Raw genomic sequence first — 16,852 nt, forward strand, 5'->3', positions numbered from 1 at the left:
TGCGCCGGATGAGCGGGGAGTTGGTATTCCGGATGGTCAACCGCAAGGAATTGGATCCCGAAAGGTCACCCCGTGCGCGCTTCGGGCAGCTGCTACGTGCGCTGCGGGACGAGCACGGCTGGACACAGGACGAGCTGGCGGAGCGCATGGGGTGCTCAGGCACGCACATTTCCGCCGTCGAAACTGGCCGACGCCCTCCAACTCCCCGCTTCGCGGCGAGTGCTGACAGGGCGCTCGGGACGGGTGATCAGCTGCAGCGTCAGGGGCGGGCTGTATGGCACACCGCGATACTTGAGGGATTCCCGGAGTTCGTTGCACATGAGGTACGCGCGGCAGAGATCAGGCTCTTTGAGCTAGGCATCATTCCGGGGTTGCTCCAGACGTCGGAGTACGCCACGGCCATCACCGCGGGCGCTGTGCGACGCGGAGCGATCACGGAACAGCAGGCAGAGGAACGACTGACGCTCCTTGCTCGACGGCAGGCGTCCTTGGACCGGACTCCCGCGCCCCTGGTTTACGTGGTTCTTGACGAGAGCTGCATACGGCGCGTGGTGGGCAGCCAGCGAATCATGGCCGCCCAGATGGAACGGCTCGCCGCGTTCGCTGAACTGCCCTCTACGGTCGTCCAAGTGGCCCCCTACGATCTCGGTGAGCGAAGGGCGTTCGACCTACCGGTGCACTTGCTGACGCTGTCAGACCGGGCCCAGCTCGCCTACGCCGAGTCCGCACAACAAGGCAGGTTGGAGCGAGATATGCGGTTCGTGCAGCCCCTGTTGACGGCCTACCATCAGCTACAGGCTGAAGCGCTCTCCCAGATGGCATCCGTGGCCATGATCGAGCAGGTACGAAAGGGCACCCCGTGACGACCGAATCCCCCCGCTGGTTCAAGTCCTCCTACAGCAGCAACGGTGGCGCCTGCATCGAGGTCGCCGCCAACCTCGTCGCCTCGCGTGGCGTCGTGCCCATCCGCGACTCCAAGTCCCCGCACGGCCCGGCCCTCGCCTTCCCCACCGGCTCGTTCGCCTCCTTCGTGGCAGGCGTCAAGGACGGCCAGTTCGGCACCGTCTGACCCGCGCCTCACCTCCATCGCCGTGATCGAGCAGGCACGAAAGGACACCCCCGTGACGCCGACCGAATCCCCCCGTTGGTACAAGTCCTCCTACAGCGGCAACGGCGGCCAGTGCATCGAGGTCGCCGCCAACCTCGTCGCCTCGCGTGGCGTCGTGCCCATCCGCGACTCCAAGTCCCCGCACGGCCCGGCCCTCGCCTTCCCCACCGGCTCGTTCGCGTCCTTCGTGGCAGGCGTCAAGGACGGACAGCTCGGCACCGTCTGACCCGCCGGAAACGCAACCGGGGCGCGGTCCCGCATCCCCCTTAAGGGATACGGGCCGCGCCCCAGCCACGTTCACCGGCCGCCGCCGACGGTCACTTCTTCGGCAGCCACGGCTTCCAGACGTCCGGGTGCTTCTCGACCCAGCGCTTGGCCGCCTCGTCGGCGGAGAGGCCCTGGGAGGCGATCATCTCGGAGACCTCGTTCTGGTTCTCCTTGGTCCACTTGAAGGACTTCAGGAACTGCGAAGCCTCGCTGCCGCTCTTCGCGAAGTCGGTGTTGAAGAACTTCTTGAGCGGGGTGGTCGGGTAGGCGCAGTCGACGGACTTGGGGTCCTTCGCGCCCTTCTCCGCGCAACTGTCGGTGTACTTCGGGAGCTTGACCTCGACCATCGGGACCTGGTTGAAGAGCCACTGCGGCTCGTACCAGTACGTCAGGAAGGGCTTCTTCTCCTTGGCGAACTGCTGGATCTGGGTGATCTGCGCCGCCTCGGAGCCCGCGAAGACGACCTCGTAGTTCAGATCGAGGTTCTTCACCAGCGCCTTGTCGTTGGTGACGTAGGACGGCGAACCGTCCATCAGCTGGCCCTTGTTGCCGCTCTCCGACGTCCGCAGCTGGTCGGCGACCTTGTTGAGGTTCTTCCAGTCGGTGACCTCGGGGTGCTTGTCGGCCCAGTACTTGGGGACGAACCAGCCGATGTGCCCGGTGACGCCGTTGGGCCCGCCGTCGGTGATCGTCTTCTTGTCCTGGACGTACCGCTTCTCCTGGTCGGGGTGGCCCCAGTCCTCCAGGATGGCGTCGACGCGGCCCTGGCTGAGCGCGTCCCAGGCGGGGATCTCGTCCACCTGGACGGTGTCGACGTGGTAGTCCAGCTCGTTTTCGAGCAGGTACTTCGCCACCGCGACGTCGGACTGCGCACCGACCCAGGTCTGTACGGACAGGGTCACGGACTTGGTGCCCTTGGCCGCGGCGAACGGCGACGCCTGCTTGGTCATGTCGGCCTTGCCGCAGCCGGAGAGCGCGAGCAGCGTCGCCCCCGCCAGCAGCGACGTGCCGAGGATCTTCGCCCGGGTACGGGTACGGGTTCGCGTATGCGTGCGGGACATGGTCACGCTCCCTTCCCGGTGCGGCGTTCCGTCGGCTGGGTGACCCGGTCGAGCATCAGGCCAAGGCAGACGATGGCGACACCCGCGACCAGGCCGAGGGCGAGATCGCCGGTGGCAAGGCCGGTGACGACGTCGTAGCCGAGGGCGCCGCCGCCGACCAGACCGCCGATGATGACGACGGCGAGGACGAGGACCACGCCCTGGTTGACGGCCAGCAGCAGCGCCGGGCGGGCCAGCGGCAGCTGGACCTGGCGCAGGATCTGCCAGCGGGTCGCGCCGAGGGACGTCGCCGACTCCATCGCGGCGGGGCTGACCTGGCGCAGGCCCTGGGTGGTGATGCGGATGACGGCGGGCAGCGCGTAGACGACGGCGGCGGCGACCGCCGGGGCGCGGCCCACGGCGAACAGCGCGACGACCGGGATCAGGTACACGAACTGCGGCATCGTCTGCATGACGTCGAGGATCGGCCGCAGGATCGCTTCGATCCGCTTGCTGCCGGCCGCGAGGATGCCCACGCCGACGCCGATCACCAGCGTCACCACGAGCGCGGCGAGCACCTGGGAGAGGGTGTTCATGGACGGCTTCCAGACGCCGAGCACACCGATCACGGCCATCGCGATGACGGCGGTCAGGGCGGTGCGCCAGGTGCCGATGAGCCAGGCCAGCGCGGCGACGATGAACAGCGTGGCGTACCACGGGAGGGCGGTCAGGCCGTCCCGCAGCGGGTTGAGCACCCAGTCGGTGAAGTGCGCGGCCCAGTCGGCGGTGCCGCCGATGACGGGGACGCCGGAGTAGAGGTGGTCGACCATCCACTCCTTGAAGTCGTTGACGGGGCGGGCGATGGCGACGGTCCAGCCGGTGGGCCAGACCTCGGACCCGGCCAGCCGGCCGACGGCGGTGAGCACGACGGTGACCACCGCGACACCCGTCCAGCCGCGCCAGCCGCGCAGCAGGGCGGGTCCTGACGCCTGCGCGTCGGAGCCGAGGCGTTCACCGGCGGCGGCCGTGGTGCGGTCCATGACGATGGCCAGCAGCACGATCGGGACGGCGGCGGCGAGCGCGGTGCCGACGTCGACGGAGGCGAGCGCCTGGTAGACGCGGTCGCCGAGACCGGCGGCGCCGATCATCGAGGCGATCACGGCCATGGAGAGCGCCATCATGATCGTCTGGTTGAGGCCGAGCAGCAGTTCCTTGCGGGCCAGCGGGAGCCTGGCGGTCAGCAGCCGCTGGCGGCCGGTGGCGCCGAGCGAGGCGACGGCCTCCAGCACCCCGGCGTCCGCGCCGCGCAGGCCGAGCGCGGTGAGCCGGGCCATCGGCGGTGCCGCGTAGACGACGGTGGCCAGCAGCGCGGCCGGCACGCCGATGCCGAAGATCAGCACGACGGGCAGGAGGTAGGCGAAGGCCGGGAGCACCTGCATGGTGTCCAGGACCGGGCGCAGCAGCCTGAAGATGCGGTCCGACAGACCTCCGGCCAGGCCGAGCACCGCGCCGACGACGACCGAGGCGATCACCGCCACGATCATCAGCGCGAGCGTCTGCATGGTCGGCACCCACATCCCCAGCAGACCGCTGACGAGGAAGGAGACCAGGGCGGTCGCGGCGATGCGGAGCCCGGCGACGCGCCAGGCGACCAGGGTGACGCCGGCCGTGACGCCGGTCCAGCCGAGCGCGAGCAGCAGCAGGTAGACGCCGCGTACGGAGATCACCACGGCGTTGGAGAGGTGGCCGAGGAAGTAGACGAACAGCGGGTGGCTGTCGCGGTTGTCGATGATCCAGTCGCTGGTCTTCCCGAGCGGCCCCGATACGTCGACGGTCAGCTCGGTGGGCCACAGGCCGCCGGGCCACTGGGCGTGCAGCAGCGGGGCGAGCACCGCGGCGGCGACGGCCAGCAGCAGGAGCTTGCCGAGGCCGCGGTGGCGCCGGATGGCGGCCAGCGGGCCGCCCGCGGTGGCGCCGCCGAGGGAGCCCGGCGGCGTGGTGGTGGCGGCGGAACTCATGCGCGGCCCCGCTTCACCGTGCCGGCGAGCACGTTCATCGCGGCGGCCCGCTGGGCCTCGCGCCAGTGGCGCTTGAGTGCGATGCGCAGCCGGGCCGCGGGGGCCGGGTCGCGGGGGACGCGGACGGCGCGCAGGGCACCGCCGTGGGGGGTGGCGGGATACATCAGGCGGCCACCCCGTCGGGCTGGGGACGGTCGATGCGGGCGACCACGTCCAGCAGGCAGGCGTGGTCGACGACGCCGAGGCAGCGCCCGTCCTCGACGACGCGGGCCGCGTCGCCGGAGCGGACGACGGCTTCGATGGCGTCCGAGATGAGGGTGTCGGGCGCCAGTTCCTCGCCCTTGCCGCTCTCGCCGTCCTCGATGGGGCGCATCGCGCGGCGCACGGTGAGGACCTGCTCGCGGGGGACGTCGCGGACGAAGTCGCGGACGTAGTCGTCGGCGGGGGAGCCGACGATCTCCTCGGGCGTGCCGAGCTGGACGATCTTTCCGTCGCGCATCAGGGCGATCCGGTCGCCGACCATCAGCGCCTCGGCGAGGTCGTGCGTGATGAAGACCATCGTCCGGCCTTCCTCGCGGTGCAGGCGGACGACCTCCTCCTGCATGTCACGCCTGATGAGCGGGTCCAGGGCGCTGAACGGCTCGTCGAACAGCAGGACTTCGGGGTCGACGGCGAGCGCGCGGGCCAGACCGACGCGCTGCTGCTGACCGCCGGAGAGCTGCCCGGGGCGGCGCTTCTCCAGCCCTGCCAGGCCGACCTTCTCCACCATCTCGGCGGCCCTGGCGCGGCGTTCGGCCTTTCCCATGCCCTGGATCTCCAGGCCGTAGGCGACGTTGTCCAGGACGGTGCGGTGCGGCAGCAGGCCGAAGTGCTGGAAGACCATGGAGGCGCGGCGGCGGCGCAGTTCGCGCAGCGCGGTGCGGTCCATGCCGATGACGTCCTCGCCGTCCATCTCCAGGGTGCCGCTGGTCGGCTCGATCAGCCGGGTCAGGCAGCGCACGAGGGTGGACTTGCCGGAGCCGGAGAGCCCCATGACGACGAAGACCTCGCCCTTGTGGACGTCGAAGGAGACGTCCCGCACGGCGGCGGTGCAGCCGGTCTGCTCGCGCAGCTCCTGCGCGCTCAGACCGGCGACCGAGGCGTCATCGGGGATGCGGTCCGCTTTGGGCCCGAAGACCTTCCACAGGTTGCGGGCGGAGAAGACGACCTCGCGGCTCTCGCCGCTCTTGGTGTCTTCCTTGCTCTTCGAAGCGGTGGCGGTGGACGCGGATATGCCGGATGTGTCGGCGGACGAGTGCGCCATCACGCATCACCTCCCTTGGCCGGGGCTTCCTGGAGCAGTTCGGCGCACTTCTCCCCCACCATCAGCACGCCGATCATCGGGTTCACGGCGGGCATCGTCGGGAAGACGGAGGCGTCGGCGATCCGGATGCCGGCCAGCCCGCGGATCTTCAACTGCGGGTCGACGACGGCCAGTTCGTCACTCTCGGCGCCCATCTTGCAGGTGCCGGCGGGGTGGTAGACGGTGTGCGCGGCCTTGCGGACCAGCTCGCTGATCTCCGCGTCGTCGGTGACCTCGGGGCCGGGGAAGACCTCGCGCTTGAGCCACTTGGCGAACGGCTCGGCCTGGGCGACCTTGCGTGCCAGCTTGATGCCGTCGACGAGGGTCTTGCCGTCGTAGTCGTCCTCGTCCTCGAAGTACCTGAAGTCCAGGGCGGGCTTGACCTCGGGGTCGGCGGAGGTCAGGTAAACCCGGCCGCGGGCACGGGACTTGGGGATGTTGGGGGTCATCGACACGCCGTGCTCGGGGCGTTCGTAGCCGAGCCGCTCGGGGTTGTCGGTGAACGGGATCTGGTAGAAGTGGAACATCAGGTCGGGGCCCTTGTGTTCCGGATCCCGCTTGACGAACAGGCCCGCGTCGGAGTCCATCGCGGAGTTGCCGGGCAGCGGCCCGTTGGTCTCCCAGACGATGACCGACTCGGGGTGGTCGATGAGGTTCTCGCCGACACCCGGCAGGTCGAGGACGCAGTCGATGCCCAGCGCCTCCAGGTCCTTGCGCGGACCGATACCGGAGTGCATCAGCAGCCGCGGGGTGTCCACCGCACCGGCGCAGACCAGCACCTCACGCCCGGCCTCGACGTAGATCTCCTCGCCGTCCTTGGTGCGCACGTGCACGCCCTTGGCGCGGTTGCCGTCAAGCACCAGCTTGTCCGCCCAGGTCTCCAGCAGCAGCGTGAGGTTGGGGCGGTCACCTGCCTCGATGTGCGGGTGGAGGTAGGCGACGGAAGCGGAGGAACGCTTGTTGTTCTCCGGGTGGTACGACAGGTCGAAGAATCCGACACCCTCGTCGAAGGGCTTGTCGTTGAAGCCGACGACCTCCGGGACGCCGAGTGCGCTCTTGGTGGCCTCGACCCAGTCGGTGGCGATGGCGTTCTGGTCCTTCTTGGCGACCCGCACGATGTTGTTGCGGAGCTTGCCGAAGTAGGGGTCCATGTCCTTGGCGCCCCAGCCGGCCGCGCCGGCCGCTTCCCACTCGTCCCAGTCGGACGGCAGCGGCTTGAAGGAGATCAGCGTGTTGTGCGAGGAGCAGCCGCCGAGCACCTTGGCGCGGCTGTGCAGGATGTGCGAATTGCCGCGCGGCTGCTCGGTGGTGGTGTAGCCGTAGTCGAGGTCGCCGCCGAGCAGGCCGAGCCAGCGGCGCAGCGTCAGCACGTCCTCGCGGTCGATGTCGGTGGGGCCGCCTTCGATGACGACGACGCTGACGTCCGGGTCCTCGGTCAGCCGGGAAGCGATCACGGATCCTGCGGTGCCGCCGCCGACGACGACGTAGTCGGCCTGGATCGTGCGGGAGGCGGGGGAAGAGGGGGGCATGGGGGTGCTCCTTCGTGCACAGTGCGTGAGCTGCTGCGGTACTGCGATGCCGGTGAGGGCGGGTGCTGCAAGCGGGGGCGTACGGGGGGAGTTGCGCACGGCCCGCGGGGAAAGGGGCGGGCGTGCTGCTCGGGCCGCGGGGGCGGCCGGGATGCCGGGCGGCGGGCGGGCGGGTCAGGGGCCCGCCCGCCGCCGGTCACGGATGGTCAGCCGGCGAACCAGCGCACCGGCTCGGGCCGGAGGTTCTCGTAAATGTGCTTGCTCTCGCGGTATTCGTCCAGGCCGGTGGGGCCCAACTCCCGGCCGATGCCGGACTTTCCGAAGCCGCCCCACTCCGCCTGCGGGAGGTAGGGGTGGTAGTCGTTGATCCACACGGTGCCGTGCCGCAGGCGGGCGGCGACCCGGCGGGCACGCGCGGTGTCGCCGGAGAACACCGCGCCTGCCAGGCCGTATTCGGTGTCGTTGGCGAGCGCGACGGCCTCGTTCTCGGTGGTGAAGGTCTCCACCGTCAGGATCGGGCCGAAGGTCTCCTCGCGGACCACCTTCATGTCGCGGTGGCAGCCGTCCAGGATGGTCGGCGCGTAGAAGTAGCCGCTCGCGGGCCGCACGTCCGACGGCTGGGGGCGGGAGCCGCCGGAGCGCAGCTGGGCCCCCTCGGAGAGCGCGGAGGCGACGTACGCCTCGACCTTGTCGAGCTGCTGCTGGGAGACGAGCGGGCCGCACTCCACGCCGTCCTCGGTGCCGCGGCCGAGCTTGATCTTCTCGGCGCGGCGGGCGAGTTCGGCGACGAAGCGGTCGCGCACCGACTCCTCGATGATCAGCCGGGCACCGGCCGAGCAGACCTGGCCGCTGTGGATGAACGCCGCGTTCAGCGCCTGGTCGACGGCGGTGTCGAAGCCCTCTTCGGTGGCGCAGGAGTCGGCGAAGACGACGTTGGGGTTCTTGCCGCCCAGCTCCAGCGCGATCTTCTTGGCGCCCGAGACCGCGGCGGCGCCCGCCTTCGTGCCGCTGACCAGGCCACCGGTGAAGGAGAACAGGTCCACGTCGGGGTGGTCGGCGAGGCGCTGGCCGACCGGAAGCCCGGCGCCGGTGACGATGTTGGCGACCCCGGCCGGCAGACCGGCCTCGGCCAGCAGCTTGATGAGGTGCACGGTCGTCAGCGGGGTGACCTCGCTGGGCTTGATGACGAAGGTGTTGCCCGCGGCGACGGCCGGGGCGACCTTCCAACTGGCCTGGAGCAGCGGGTAGTTCCAGGGCGTGATGAGCGCGCAGACGCCGACCGGCTCGTGCACGATGACGCTGTGCACGTCCGCCGAACCGGCGTCGACGACCCGGCCGCCGCTCTCGTTCATCACCACGTCGGCGAAGTACCGGAAGGCGTTGGTGACGTCATCGACGTCGACCCGGCCCTCCTCCAGGGTCTTGCCGGTGTCGCGGCTCTCGATGAGCGCGATCTCCTCGCGGTCGCGCTGGAGCAGGTCCGCGACGCGGCGGAGCAGCGCGGAGCGCTCCGCGACGGGCGTACCGGGCCAGCTGCCCTCGTCGAAGGCGCGGCGGGCGGCGGCGACGGCCGCGTCGGCGTCTTCCGCACCACCCTCGGACACCAGCTGGATGACGGTCGCGTCGGCGGGGTCGAGGACCTCCCGCGTGGCGCCGGATGCGGCGGCCCGCCACACCCCGTCTACGTGAATGGTCTCGATTGCCGACACGTCTGTTCTGCCTTCCGCTTACCGATTTGTTCGCACTGGTTCACACCAGCAACGAGGACCCCTCCCCGAAAGCCCCTTGCTTATGCCCAAACATTCATGGAAAGTGACCCGAGTCACTCAATGTGCGGTCGAATGTCCGGAAAAGTACGCTGAATAGCCGTACGCCCTCGTCGGTGCGGAGGTGCCGAGATGACCAGCAGACGCCGTACCGCAACTCAATTCACCGCGCTGACCTGCGGCGCAGCCCTCTTCAGCGGGGTGGCCTGCACGGGTGTCGCGGTGGCGGACGACCCGGGCGACGAAGGCGACCTCGCCGGGAAGACGGCCCAGCAGATCTCGGACGCGTCCCGGAAGGAACTGCTGGCGGCGACGTCCCTGCGGCTGCGCACCCAGACCAGCGTCGACGAGACCAAGCTCGACCTCAGCCTCGACCGCTCGGGGAACTGCATCGGCACCCTCAGCAAGGGCGTCTACGGCCGGGTGGACATCATCAAGCACGGCAAGCAGATCTGGATGAAGCCGGACGACGCCTTCTGGAAGGGCCAGCTGCCCGCGGACGCCGCCGCCGACATCATCGCCCGCGTCAAGGGCCGCTACCTGCACGGCACCACGTCGGACACCATGCTGTCCGCCCTCTCCGCGCCCTGCGATCTGGCCGCCTTCCAGAAGCAGACCGCGGGCCCCGAACACCCGCAGTCCACACCCCCTTCGCCCGGCGCCAGCCCCACGCCCGAGCTGACCCTCAGCAAGGGCAAGCCGACCGTCCAGGAAGGCACCCGGGTGCTGCCCGTCATCAAGAAGCGCGGCCAGGCGACCCAGACCCTCTACGTCGCCATCGAGGGCAAGCACTACCCCCGCAGGCTCACCACCGAGATCGACCACGAGACCGCGACCCTGCTCCTGAGCAACTACGGCGTGCCGGTCGCCGCCACCACCCCGTCCCCCGCCGACAGCCTCGCCATCTCCACCCTGAAGGGGAAGCTGCCCGGCGAGACCCAGGAGCCGTCACAGGGCACCTGACCGAGCGGCCCCGGCACGGGGCAGCGGCCCAACTCCCTTACGGTTCCGACCGGTCCGCCCGCTCAGTCCTGTCCGCGCCGGACTCCGCACCCCCCGGTCGACGCCTGACGTGCTCGTGCCCGGTGCGCCCCGCGGGGTCGTCCCAACGGTCCCGCGGCCCGCACCCCGCGCCGCCCTCGCCGCCCAGCAGCCCCTGCTCGCGCAGTTGCCTCGCCTGCTGCGCGGCGGGCAGTTCGCTGTCCGGGTCGGAAGGCCGCGGGCCCTCGGGCCCTTCCGGGCCGATCCGCACCAGCCGCTCGACCCTGACCACCTTGAAGCGGCCGGGCCAGCCCTCGATCACCACGTCGTCGCCCGGCCGCTCGTCCAGCCGGTTCCCCGCCCGCTCGTACGCGTCCCGCTCCGCCGCGCTCAGCTTCAGCGTCACGGGCGCCAGCACCCGCAGCCACATCGTCAGCGCGTCCCTGGCGGCCTGCGGCGTCCCGCAGGAGGCGGTATGCGCCTGCCACTCCCCGTCGGCCCGCTCGGCGATCATGAAGGCGGCGGGCAGCAGCACCCCGCCCGGATGCGTATCGGCCGCGAGCTGTGCGTCACGGTGGACGTCCGGCGGCACCGCGCCCTCCGCCTGCACGAACTGAAGCAGGTCGAGCTTGAGGATGCCTTCCGACATGCCCGTGCCGACCGCCGGATCCAGCACGAAGCCCTTGGCGCGGTCGGGCACCCGGTGCGCCTCACCTGGCGCCGCCGGATCCGGGTCCGACGGCCGCGGCGGCTCGGGCCCGTCGGGCCCCATCCGTACGAACTCCTCGCACCGCACCACCCGGTAGCGGTCCCCCAGCACGGTCAGCTCGTCGAGCTTCTCCCAGTCCAGCCGGCCCGCCGCCGCCAGGCAGTCGCGCTCGCCCACCGCGTCCCCTGCCGCCCCCGCCACCTGCGCGAGCCGCCGGAACAGCGACGCCATGCCGTCCCTGGCCTCCTGCGGTCCGCCCGCGCCGAACGAGAGCACCTCCCAGCCGCCCAGTTCACGCTCGCGCACGCACCCGAAGACCGGCCCGCCGGTGCCGAGAATCTCCGGATAGCGCTCCCGCGCCCGCCATGCCTCCTCCTCCGAAAACGCCGCCACCGGGCCGTCCTGTGCGGTGACCCTGATGGTCCGGTACGCGGGTACTTCCTCACCGTGTTCCGTCATGCACGCAGTGTGTGCACGACCCGCCTCCGTACGGCGCTGATCGGCGGACAAACCACCTGTCGGGGTGGCATCGGCGCCCGGCACGGCTCACGCCGACGGCCGTGCGCCGTCACGCCCGCCCGTCGGCGTGCCGCTGCCCGCAGCCAGGCACGCCGGGAAGACAATTCGGACATGACTGACACGACGCAGGCAGTGCTCGAAGGCGGCCCCGACGAACTGCCGGAGCGCATCGTTCCGCTCGACCCGCCCGGAACCGAGCTGAAGATCCCGTTCCGCGGCGGCTACGAACACTTCCGGGCGACCGGCCGGCAGCAGAACACCCCCCAGGGGCGGCTGCCCGTCTACGAGTGGTGGGAGCGCACCGAAATCGCGGAGTAGCAGCCGGGCGCCCACCCCTCGGGCGCCCCGCTCCCCCGGCCTCCCGCACTCAGGCGTCCGGCCGGAACGCCTCCAGCGCGACCCGCTGGGTGTCCTCCTGCTGCGGCCAGGCGTCCTCGGGAGCCAGCACCAGCACCGCGAACTGACGGCCGTCATCGGCCGTGAAGGCGCAGTCCACCACCTTGACGCGCCCGCCGGCACGCTCACTGTCGTACGCGTAGACCAGCTGGGCCGCCGCTGAGCCCGGCGCGGGCCCTTCCAGCGGCCCGAGCGCGATCTCCTCGTAGCCGGGATTGCCCGCCAGCCCCTTCGACGCCTCTTCCAGAGCCTGCCGCGGCGTGATGTCCGGCTCCTCGATCTCGAAGATCTGCACCAGCCGACTGCCGTCCTTCGACGTGTAGAACACCCCGTCCTTGCGTTTGCTGCGCTCCCAGTACTCCGGAACGGCGGTGGTGAAGCCCTTCTCCGCGTCACGGATGAGACGGAAGCCCTCCGGGACCTCGGAGGACGCGGCCGGGGACGACGGCGGCCCGGCCGTCGTCCCGGGAGCCTCCGTGACCGGCGGCGCGGCCGACGTGTGCACGGCCGGCGGCCCCGCGACGGCCGCGCCGCCCTCGTCCCGCCCCCACAACAGCCAACTCCCGCCCGCCGCAAGCGCGATCACGGCCACCGCCGCGCCCGCGATGAGGGGCACGGAACGACGCGGCCGAGCAGCACCGCCCGCCTGCGCCCCCTCATCCCCCACCGTGCCCGGCAAATTACGCATCGGCTCCTGAGAAGGAACGCCAGGCTCCGCAACACCGCCGACAGGAAACGTTCCTGACGTCACGTCAGTCGCTGTCGGGGCGAACACCGGCCGGGGCGGCAACGGCCCCGTATACGCCGCCGGAGGAGGCCCCCCGTCCTCCCAGCTCTGCGTCTCACTGTTCCAGCGGGCCGGACCGCCGTTCACCGTCACCCTCCCACCAGCGCGGCGACCGCCTGGCCGACCGCGGCGCCGGAGGACAGCAGCCCGACGACGGCGTTCGCGTCGGTCAACGCCGTACGCAGCCGGGCCAGCCGACCGGGCCCGGCCGCCCCGCTGTCCGCGATCTCCGCCTCCGTGTCGGCCAGTTCACTGCCGAGCGCCACGGTCTGCGGGCTCTCCACCACCCTGTCCAGATCGGCACGGAGCGCACGGACGGCACGCAGCAACTCCTCCTGCGCCGCGTCCACGGACGCGGCCCCGCCGCCGTACTGCGTCACAGTGTTGTTGTTCCCGATGGCCAGGGCGCCCTGGACACTTCCGATGTGGATGCCGCCGCCCTGCTCGTCAGCCGTTGCCACCCCTGGCCCCTTCCGTCGTGGTGCTACCGCGCTGCGCGTGATTCGTGATGGTGTTGTGATCGCCGATGCCGACCGCGCCCTGCGCCGACTCGACGTAGACACCGCCCTCGGCGACATGCACGACCCGCCGCTCGAACTCGTCCGTCTCGTAACCGGCTTCGCGCAGCGCGGTGGTCACCCCCGCCGCCACCCGCTGCTCGATCGTCCGCAGATAGCGGGCGACGTCCATCTCCTGGAAGAGCGACGCCTCCTCGTCCGTGCCCAGCTCGCGCACCGACGCGGCGGGGCCGTCCGGGAGCGCCGCGCCGTACCCGGCGGTCGCCAGCCGCCACACCGACCACAGGCCGCGCGCCAGTGTGCTCACCGCGCGCCCCGCGGCCTGCGGCGTACGGGTCAGCGCCCAGACCGCCTTGCCGAACGGATTGAGGTGGCGGTACTGGTGCGCGAGCCGGTCGGCGTCCTGGAACAACTGCCGCAGCGACCACAGCACATGGGGCGCGACCTCCAGCATCAGCATGCCGCCCTGCGTGTGCACCCGCACGAACACCGTGGTGACGATGGATTCGTTCCAGCCGCCGACCCGGATGCGCAGGAAGTGCCGCCGCGGCTCGCCGCCTTCCTCCACCGCGGCGGCCCGGTGCTCCTCGAACGCCGCCGGCGCGTACGGCGCCGCGCCGCGGTGCGGCAGCCCCTCGGCCGGAAGGAACACACACTCGTCCATCTCCAGCTCCCGCAGCCGGTCCCGGACCGCGGCCTGGGCCTGCGGCGAGCCGTGCGGCGAAGGCACCCGCAGCGCCGCGACCAGCGGGACGATACGGGCCAGGATGGCGCTGTTGTCGAGCGGTTCGACCTCGCGGTCCTTGCGGGGACGCAGCTCCACCGACAGCGACCAGGTACGGAAGGCGGTACCGGCGCCGCGGAACGGCTCGGCCGGCCGGTACATCACCAGCGGCCCGTGCTGCTCGGCCCGCACCCGCTCCCGCAGCCGCTGGAACCGCGCGCCGGTGTACCCCTCCGCCGGATCACGCAGCAGGTTGGGGAATTCCGCACGCGACAGCTCGGCGGCCAGCACCCTGGCGAACTTCCCGCGTTGCAGACCGACGATGCCGGCGACCGCCACCGGAAACAGCAGCGCGATCCAGACCGGCGCAAGACCGCTGCCGTACCCGGAGGCGCCCATCCCATCGCCGGTCCACGCGAAGTCACCAGCCGAGCTGTAGGTGCCGTAACTGTCCTCGTCCGACCAGCCGAAGAGGTCCGAAAGGCCCCCCATCAGCTGGAACGACCCGCCGAACGCCGCGAAGAGAAACGTCAGCAGGGTGACGGCCAGACTGATCCGGCCGTACCAGCGCAGCAGAAAGGCGACAGGGCGGGACAGCCACTGCGGCACCGGCGCCCGCCGCACGAAACGGGCCAGCGCCATCAGGACGACGGGAACGAAGTAGAGCGCGGCGAGCCCCTGCGACAGGAGAACGGCCCCCACCCACAACAGCAGGACGGCCCCCGCCCAGCAGAGCTGTATCCGCCGGGCACGCAGCGCATGCGCCAGCACCCGCGCCGCGTCGATGCCCAAGGAAGGCGCGGCGAACCGCTCTTCATGGACGTACAGCTCATCGATGACGGCATCACGGAACGCGTCATCCATATACGTCCCGGCACACAACAACCGGGTCGCCTCACTGGCACCCGGCGGAACCGCGGTCTGCGGCGGCACGGCCGGTGGCGGCGGCTGCCCTGCTATACCGCCGGCGCCCGCCGGATCCCTGCCCGGCCCGGCCGGCTCCCCACCCTGCCGAGGCACATTCGTCTGTGGTGTCACCGCTCCCCCAAAGCGCCAACAGGCCGGTCCCGCGGCCTTGTTGCCCGTGCGGATCCCGGCAACTGAGCGCGGTACGGAAGGCGCAGCATAAGGGAGGAGGACGGCCCGTGCCAGCGGGTTGTCGGAACGTGTGCCGCGAAAACAGCCGAGCCCGCACGGTCCGTCGCGGACCATGCGGGCTCGTGGCTGCTGCGCCCTCGGCTACGGGCAGCGGGTACGGCTCAGAGCAGGCCGAGACCGCGCACGGCCTCGCGCTCGTCGGACAGCTCCTTGACGGAGGCGTCGATGCGCTCGCGCGAGAAGTCGTTGACCTCCAGGCCCTGGACGATCTCGTACGCACCGTTCTTGGTGGTGACGGGGAACGAGGAGATCAGGCCCTCGGGGACGCCGTACGAACCGTCCGACGGGATGCCCATGGAGGTCCAGTCGCCATCGGCGGTGCCGTTGACCCAGGTGTGGACGTGGTCGATCGCGGCGTTGGCGGCCGATGCGGCGGAGGACGCGCCACGGGCCTCGATGATCGCCGCGCCGCGCTTGGCGACGGTCGGGATGAACTCGTCGGCCAGCCATGCCTGGTCGTTCACGGCCTCGGCGGCGTTCTTGCCCGCGACCTCGGCGTGGAAGATGTCGGGGTACTGCGTCGCGGAGTGGTTGCCCCAGATCGTGAGCTTCTTGATCTCGCTCACCGGCACGCCGGTCTTCTGCGAGAGCTGCGAGAGCGCACGGTTGTGGTCGAGGCGGGTCATCGCGGTGAAGCGCTCACGCGGCACGTCCGGCGCCGCGGCCTGCGCGATCAGCGCGTTGGTGTTGGCGGGGTTGCCCACCACCAGGACCTTGATGTCGTCCGCGGCGTGCGCGTTGATGGCGGCACCCTGCGGCTTGAAGATCCCGCCGTTGGCCTCCAGCAGGTCGCCGCGCTCCATGCCCTTGGTACGGGGGCGGGCGCCGACGAGGAGGGCGACGTTGGCGCCGTCGAAGGCCACGTTCGGGTCGTCCGAGATGTCGATGCCCTGAAGCAGCGGGAAGGCACAGTCGTCCAGCTCCATCGCGGTGCCCTCGGCGGCCTTCAGGCCCTGGGGGATCTCCAGGAGGCGCAGCTTGACCGGCACGTCCGCGCCGAGCAGGTGACCGGATGCGATGCGGAAGAGGAGTGCGTAACCGATCTGGCCGGCGGCGCCGGTGACGGTGACATTGACGGGAGTGCGGGTCATGGCGATCTCCTGCGCGATATTTTCTGGAGGTTTCCGGGGGCAAGCCCCCGGACCACCATGGGTGGCGGTGGGTGTCCTGCCCATCGAGCGGGTCTCATCGAGTTCTCTTGGTATCGAGAGACCTGTCGGTCAGGCTATCGGACCCCCGCCCGGCACAGGCCACGGGCCGGTGTGGAACACCTCACCGGTGCCCCGTACGGCCGCCCCCACCACGCTCCGCCAACGGAGACGCCCCCTGCCACCTCACCCAAAAGTGCGGCGGTCGCCCGCAGATGGAGGGGGAGCGCAGGCGACCGCCGAGTTGTGCCACACCCGTGGGGGGTTAATGCTCCGCATGCCCGGGATCCGCCAGAGCAATCCCCCCGCAATTCACCAACCCCCGCCCCACAGTCGAATCCCAGCCACACGCACCCCCGTGAACTCCCCCCCACCCAGCCGAAAACAGCCCCCTCCCAACGCGATGCCCGAAGGGCGAGACGCAGGGGCAGGGGCAGGGGCACCGCCCCACAGCCACCGACGAGGCCCGTAGGGCGAGACGCAGGAGATGGGACTCACCGGCGGTCAGCCGCGTACGAGGCCCGAAGGGCGAGGCGAGGACAGGGCCAGCCCACCGGCAGTCAGCCGCGTACGAGGCCCGGTGGGTCGGAGGGGCCGCACCGGGTCGCTCCCCGCAGCGACAGGTGCCAACACCGGCAGCCTCTTCACACGTACCCGAGGGCACATGCGTCGAGGAGACGACCCGGTGCGGCCCCTCCGCCCCCCCCCCCCCCCCCCCACCCCACGCCCCCCCCCCCCCCCCCCCCCCCCCCCCCCCCCCCAGACCCCCCCCCCCCCCCCCACCCCCCCCCCCCCCCCACCCCCCCCCCACCCCCCCCCACCCCCCCCCCCCCACCCCCCCA

16 protein-coding genes are annotated in these 16,852 nt (G+C 71.2%); 5 read left to right on the forward strand and 11 right to left on the reverse strand.

The window, feature by feature from the left end:
• Window positions 1-32 precede the first annotated feature (32 nt).
• From ACGFNI_RS33020 to ACGFNI_RS33030, 3 genes are read left to right on the forward strand one after another with little or no spacing between them, the layout of a single operon-like run.
• On the forward strand, window positions 33-863 hold the full coding sequence (locus tag ACGFNI_RS33020) for a helix-turn-helix domain-containing protein (RefSeq protein ID WP_393689036.1): 831 nt from the start codon (window positions 33-35) through the stop codon (window positions 861-863).
• The gene (locus ACGFNI_RS33025; RefSeq protein WP_393689003.1) at window positions 860-1,069 is read left to right on the forward strand and encodes a DUF397 domain-containing protein; all 210 of its coding nucleotides are present in this window, start codon (window positions 860-862) and stop codon (window positions 1,067-1,069) included. Before ACGFNI_RS33020 ends, ACGFNI_RS33025 begins: the two co-directional genes overlap by 4 nt.
• A gap of 52 nt (window positions 1,070-1,121) precedes the next feature.
• The gene (locus tag ACGFNI_RS33030) at window positions 1,122-1,334 is read left to right on the forward strand and encodes a DUF397 domain-containing protein (RefSeq protein WP_393689005.1); all 213 of its coding nucleotides are present in this window, start codon (window positions 1,122-1,124) and stop codon (window positions 1,332-1,334) included.
• A gap of 91 nt (window positions 1,335-1,425) precedes the next feature.
• Here ACGFNI_RS33030 and ACGFNI_RS33035 read toward each other — a convergent pair whose 3' ends face one another.
• The 6 genes from ACGFNI_RS33035 to ACGFNI_RS33060 form a co-directional block, all read right to left on the reverse strand.
• A complete protein-coding gene (locus tag ACGFNI_RS33035; RefSeq protein WP_393689007.1) occupies window positions 1,426-2,436 on the reverse strand; it encodes an ABC transporter substrate-binding protein in 1,011 nt (336 codons plus the stop codon).
• Between the two features lie 2 nt (window positions 2,437-2,438).
• A complete protein-coding gene (locus tag ACGFNI_RS33040; RefSeq protein ID WP_393689008.1) occupies window positions 2,439-4,433 on the reverse strand; it encodes an ABC transporter permease in 1,995 nt (664 codons plus the stop codon).
• Window positions 4,430-4,597 (reverse strand): hypothetical protein, encoded by a 168-nt coding sequence (locus ACGFNI_RS33045; RefSeq protein WP_393689010.1) that lies wholly within the window; start codon window positions 4,595-4,597, stop codon window positions 4,430-4,432. The genes ACGFNI_RS33040 and ACGFNI_RS33045 overlap by 4 nt, the downstream gene beginning before the upstream one ends.
• Entirely contained in the window at window positions 4,597-5,736 is a 1,140-nt protein-coding gene (locus ACGFNI_RS33050) for a glycine betaine/L-proline ABC transporter ATP-binding protein (protein ID WP_393689012.1), read from the reverse strand. Before ACGFNI_RS33050 ends, ACGFNI_RS33045 begins: the two co-directional genes overlap by 1 nt.
• Window positions 5,736-7,304 (reverse strand): GMC family oxidoreductase, encoded by a 1,569-nt coding sequence (locus ACGFNI_RS33055; RefSeq protein ID WP_393689014.1) that lies wholly within the window; start codon window positions 7,302-7,304, stop codon window positions 5,736-5,738. The genes ACGFNI_RS33050 and ACGFNI_RS33055 overlap by 1 nt, the downstream gene beginning before the upstream one ends.
• A gap of 206 nt (window positions 7,305-7,510) precedes the next feature.
• A complete protein-coding gene (locus ACGFNI_RS33060; RefSeq protein WP_393689016.1) occupies window positions 7,511-9,013 on the reverse strand; it encodes an aldehyde dehydrogenase family protein in 1,503 nt (500 codons plus the stop codon).
• A gap of 189 nt (window positions 9,014-9,202) precedes the next feature.
• On the opposite strand from ACGFNI_RS33060, the gene ACGFNI_RS33065 reads away from it, so the two are divergent.
• Window positions 9,203-10,033, forward strand: coding sequence for a hypothetical protein (locus tag ACGFNI_RS33065; protein WP_393689018.1), 831 nt, complete (start codon window positions 9,203-9,205; stop codon window positions 10,031-10,033).
• Window positions 10,034-10,070: 37 nt separating this feature from the next.
• Here ACGFNI_RS33065 and ACGFNI_RS33070 read toward each other — a convergent pair whose 3' ends face one another.
• Complete coding sequence (locus ACGFNI_RS33070; RefSeq protein WP_393689020.1) at window positions 10,071-11,219, reverse strand: DUF5954 family protein; 1,149 nt, start codon at window positions 11,217-11,219, stop codon at window positions 10,071-10,073.
• A gap of 171 nt (window positions 11,220-11,390) precedes the next feature.
• Between ACGFNI_RS33070 and ACGFNI_RS33075 the strand changes: the two genes are divergently transcribed.
• Window positions 11,391-11,597, forward strand: coding sequence for a DUF5988 family protein (locus ACGFNI_RS33075; protein ID WP_393689021.1), 207 nt, complete (start codon window positions 11,391-11,393; stop codon window positions 11,595-11,597).
• A 49-nt stretch (window positions 11,598-11,646) separates the two neighbouring features.
• Here ACGFNI_RS33075 and ACGFNI_RS33080 read toward each other — a convergent pair whose 3' ends face one another.
• From ACGFNI_RS33080 to ACGFNI_RS33095, 4 genes are all read right to left on the reverse strand, one after another.
• The gene (locus tag ACGFNI_RS33080; RefSeq protein WP_393689023.1) at window positions 11,647-12,291 is read right to left on the reverse strand and encodes a hypothetical protein; all 645 of its coding nucleotides are present in this window, start codon (window positions 12,289-12,291) and stop codon (window positions 11,647-11,649) included.
• A 260-nt stretch (window positions 12,292-12,551) separates the two neighbouring features.
• Window positions 12,552-12,923 carry a hypothetical protein gene (locus ACGFNI_RS33085; RefSeq protein ID WP_393689025.1) on the reverse strand — a complete coding sequence of 124 codons (372 nt, stop codon included), beginning with the start codon at window positions 12,921-12,923 and terminating at the stop codon, window positions 12,552-12,554.
• On the reverse strand, window positions 12,910-14,568 hold the full coding sequence (locus tag ACGFNI_RS33090; RefSeq protein ID WP_393689026.1) for a hypothetical protein: 1,659 nt from the start codon (window positions 14,566-14,568) through the stop codon (window positions 12,910-12,912). Before ACGFNI_RS33090 ends, ACGFNI_RS33085 begins: the two co-directional genes overlap by 14 nt.
• A 395-nt stretch (window positions 14,569-14,963) precedes the next feature.
• Window positions 14,964-15,953, reverse strand: coding sequence for a malate dehydrogenase (locus ACGFNI_RS33095; RefSeq protein ID WP_393689028.1), 990 nt, complete (start codon window positions 15,951-15,953; stop codon window positions 14,964-14,966).
• Window positions 15,954-16,852 lie beyond the last annotated feature (899 nt).

The sequence above is a fragment of the Streptomyces sp. NPDC048644 genome, assembly GCF_043199105.1.
Taxonomy (GTDB): Bacteria; Actinomycetota; Actinomycetes; order Streptomycetales; family Streptomycetaceae; genus Streptomyces.

Excerpts from the sequence above, each read along its gene's own strand:
- ACGFNI_RS33095 (WP_393689028.1), bottom strand. The coding sequence starts at position 15,953 with ATGACCCGCACTCCCGTCAATGTCACCGTCACCGGCGCCGCCGGCCAG.
- ACGFNI_RS33040 (WP_393689008.1), bottom strand. The coding sequence starts at position 4,433 with ATGAGTTCCGCCGCCACCACCACGCCGCCGGGCTCCCTCGGCGGCGCC.
- ACGFNI_RS33090 (WP_393689026.1), bottom strand. The coding sequence starts at position 14,568 with ATGGATGACGCGTTCCGTGATGCCGTCATCGATGAGCTGTACGTCCAT.
- ACGFNI_RS33075 (WP_393689021.1), top strand. The coding sequence starts at position 11,391 with ATGACTGACACGACGCAGGCAGTGCTCGAAGGCGGCCCCGACGAACTG.
- ACGFNI_RS33055 (WP_393689014.1), bottom strand. The coding sequence starts at position 7,304 with ATGCCCCCCTCTTCCCCCGCCTCCCGCACGATCCAGGCCGACTACGTC.
- ACGFNI_RS33065 (WP_393689018.1), top strand. The coding sequence starts at position 9,203 with ATGACCAGCAGACGCCGTACCGCAACTCAATTCACCGCGCTGACCTGC.
- ACGFNI_RS33020 (WP_393689036.1), top strand. The coding sequence starts at position 33 with ATGGTCAACCGCAAGGAATTGGATCCCGAAAGGTCACCCCGTGCGCGC.
- ACGFNI_RS33070 (WP_393689020.1), bottom strand. The coding sequence starts at position 11,219 with ATGACGGAACACGGTGAGGAAGTACCCGCGTACCGGACCATCAGGGTC.
- ACGFNI_RS33050 (WP_393689012.1), bottom strand. The coding sequence starts at position 5,736 with ATGGCGCACTCGTCCGCCGACACATCCGGCATATCCGCGTCCACCGCC.
- ACGFNI_RS33035 (WP_393689007.1), bottom strand. The coding sequence starts at position 2,436 with ATGTCCCGCACGCATACGCGAACCCGTACCCGTACCCGGGCGAAGATC.
- ACGFNI_RS33045 (WP_393689010.1), bottom strand. The coding sequence starts at position 4,597 with ATGTATCCCGCCACCCCCCACGGCGGTGCCCTGCGCGCCGTCCGCGTC.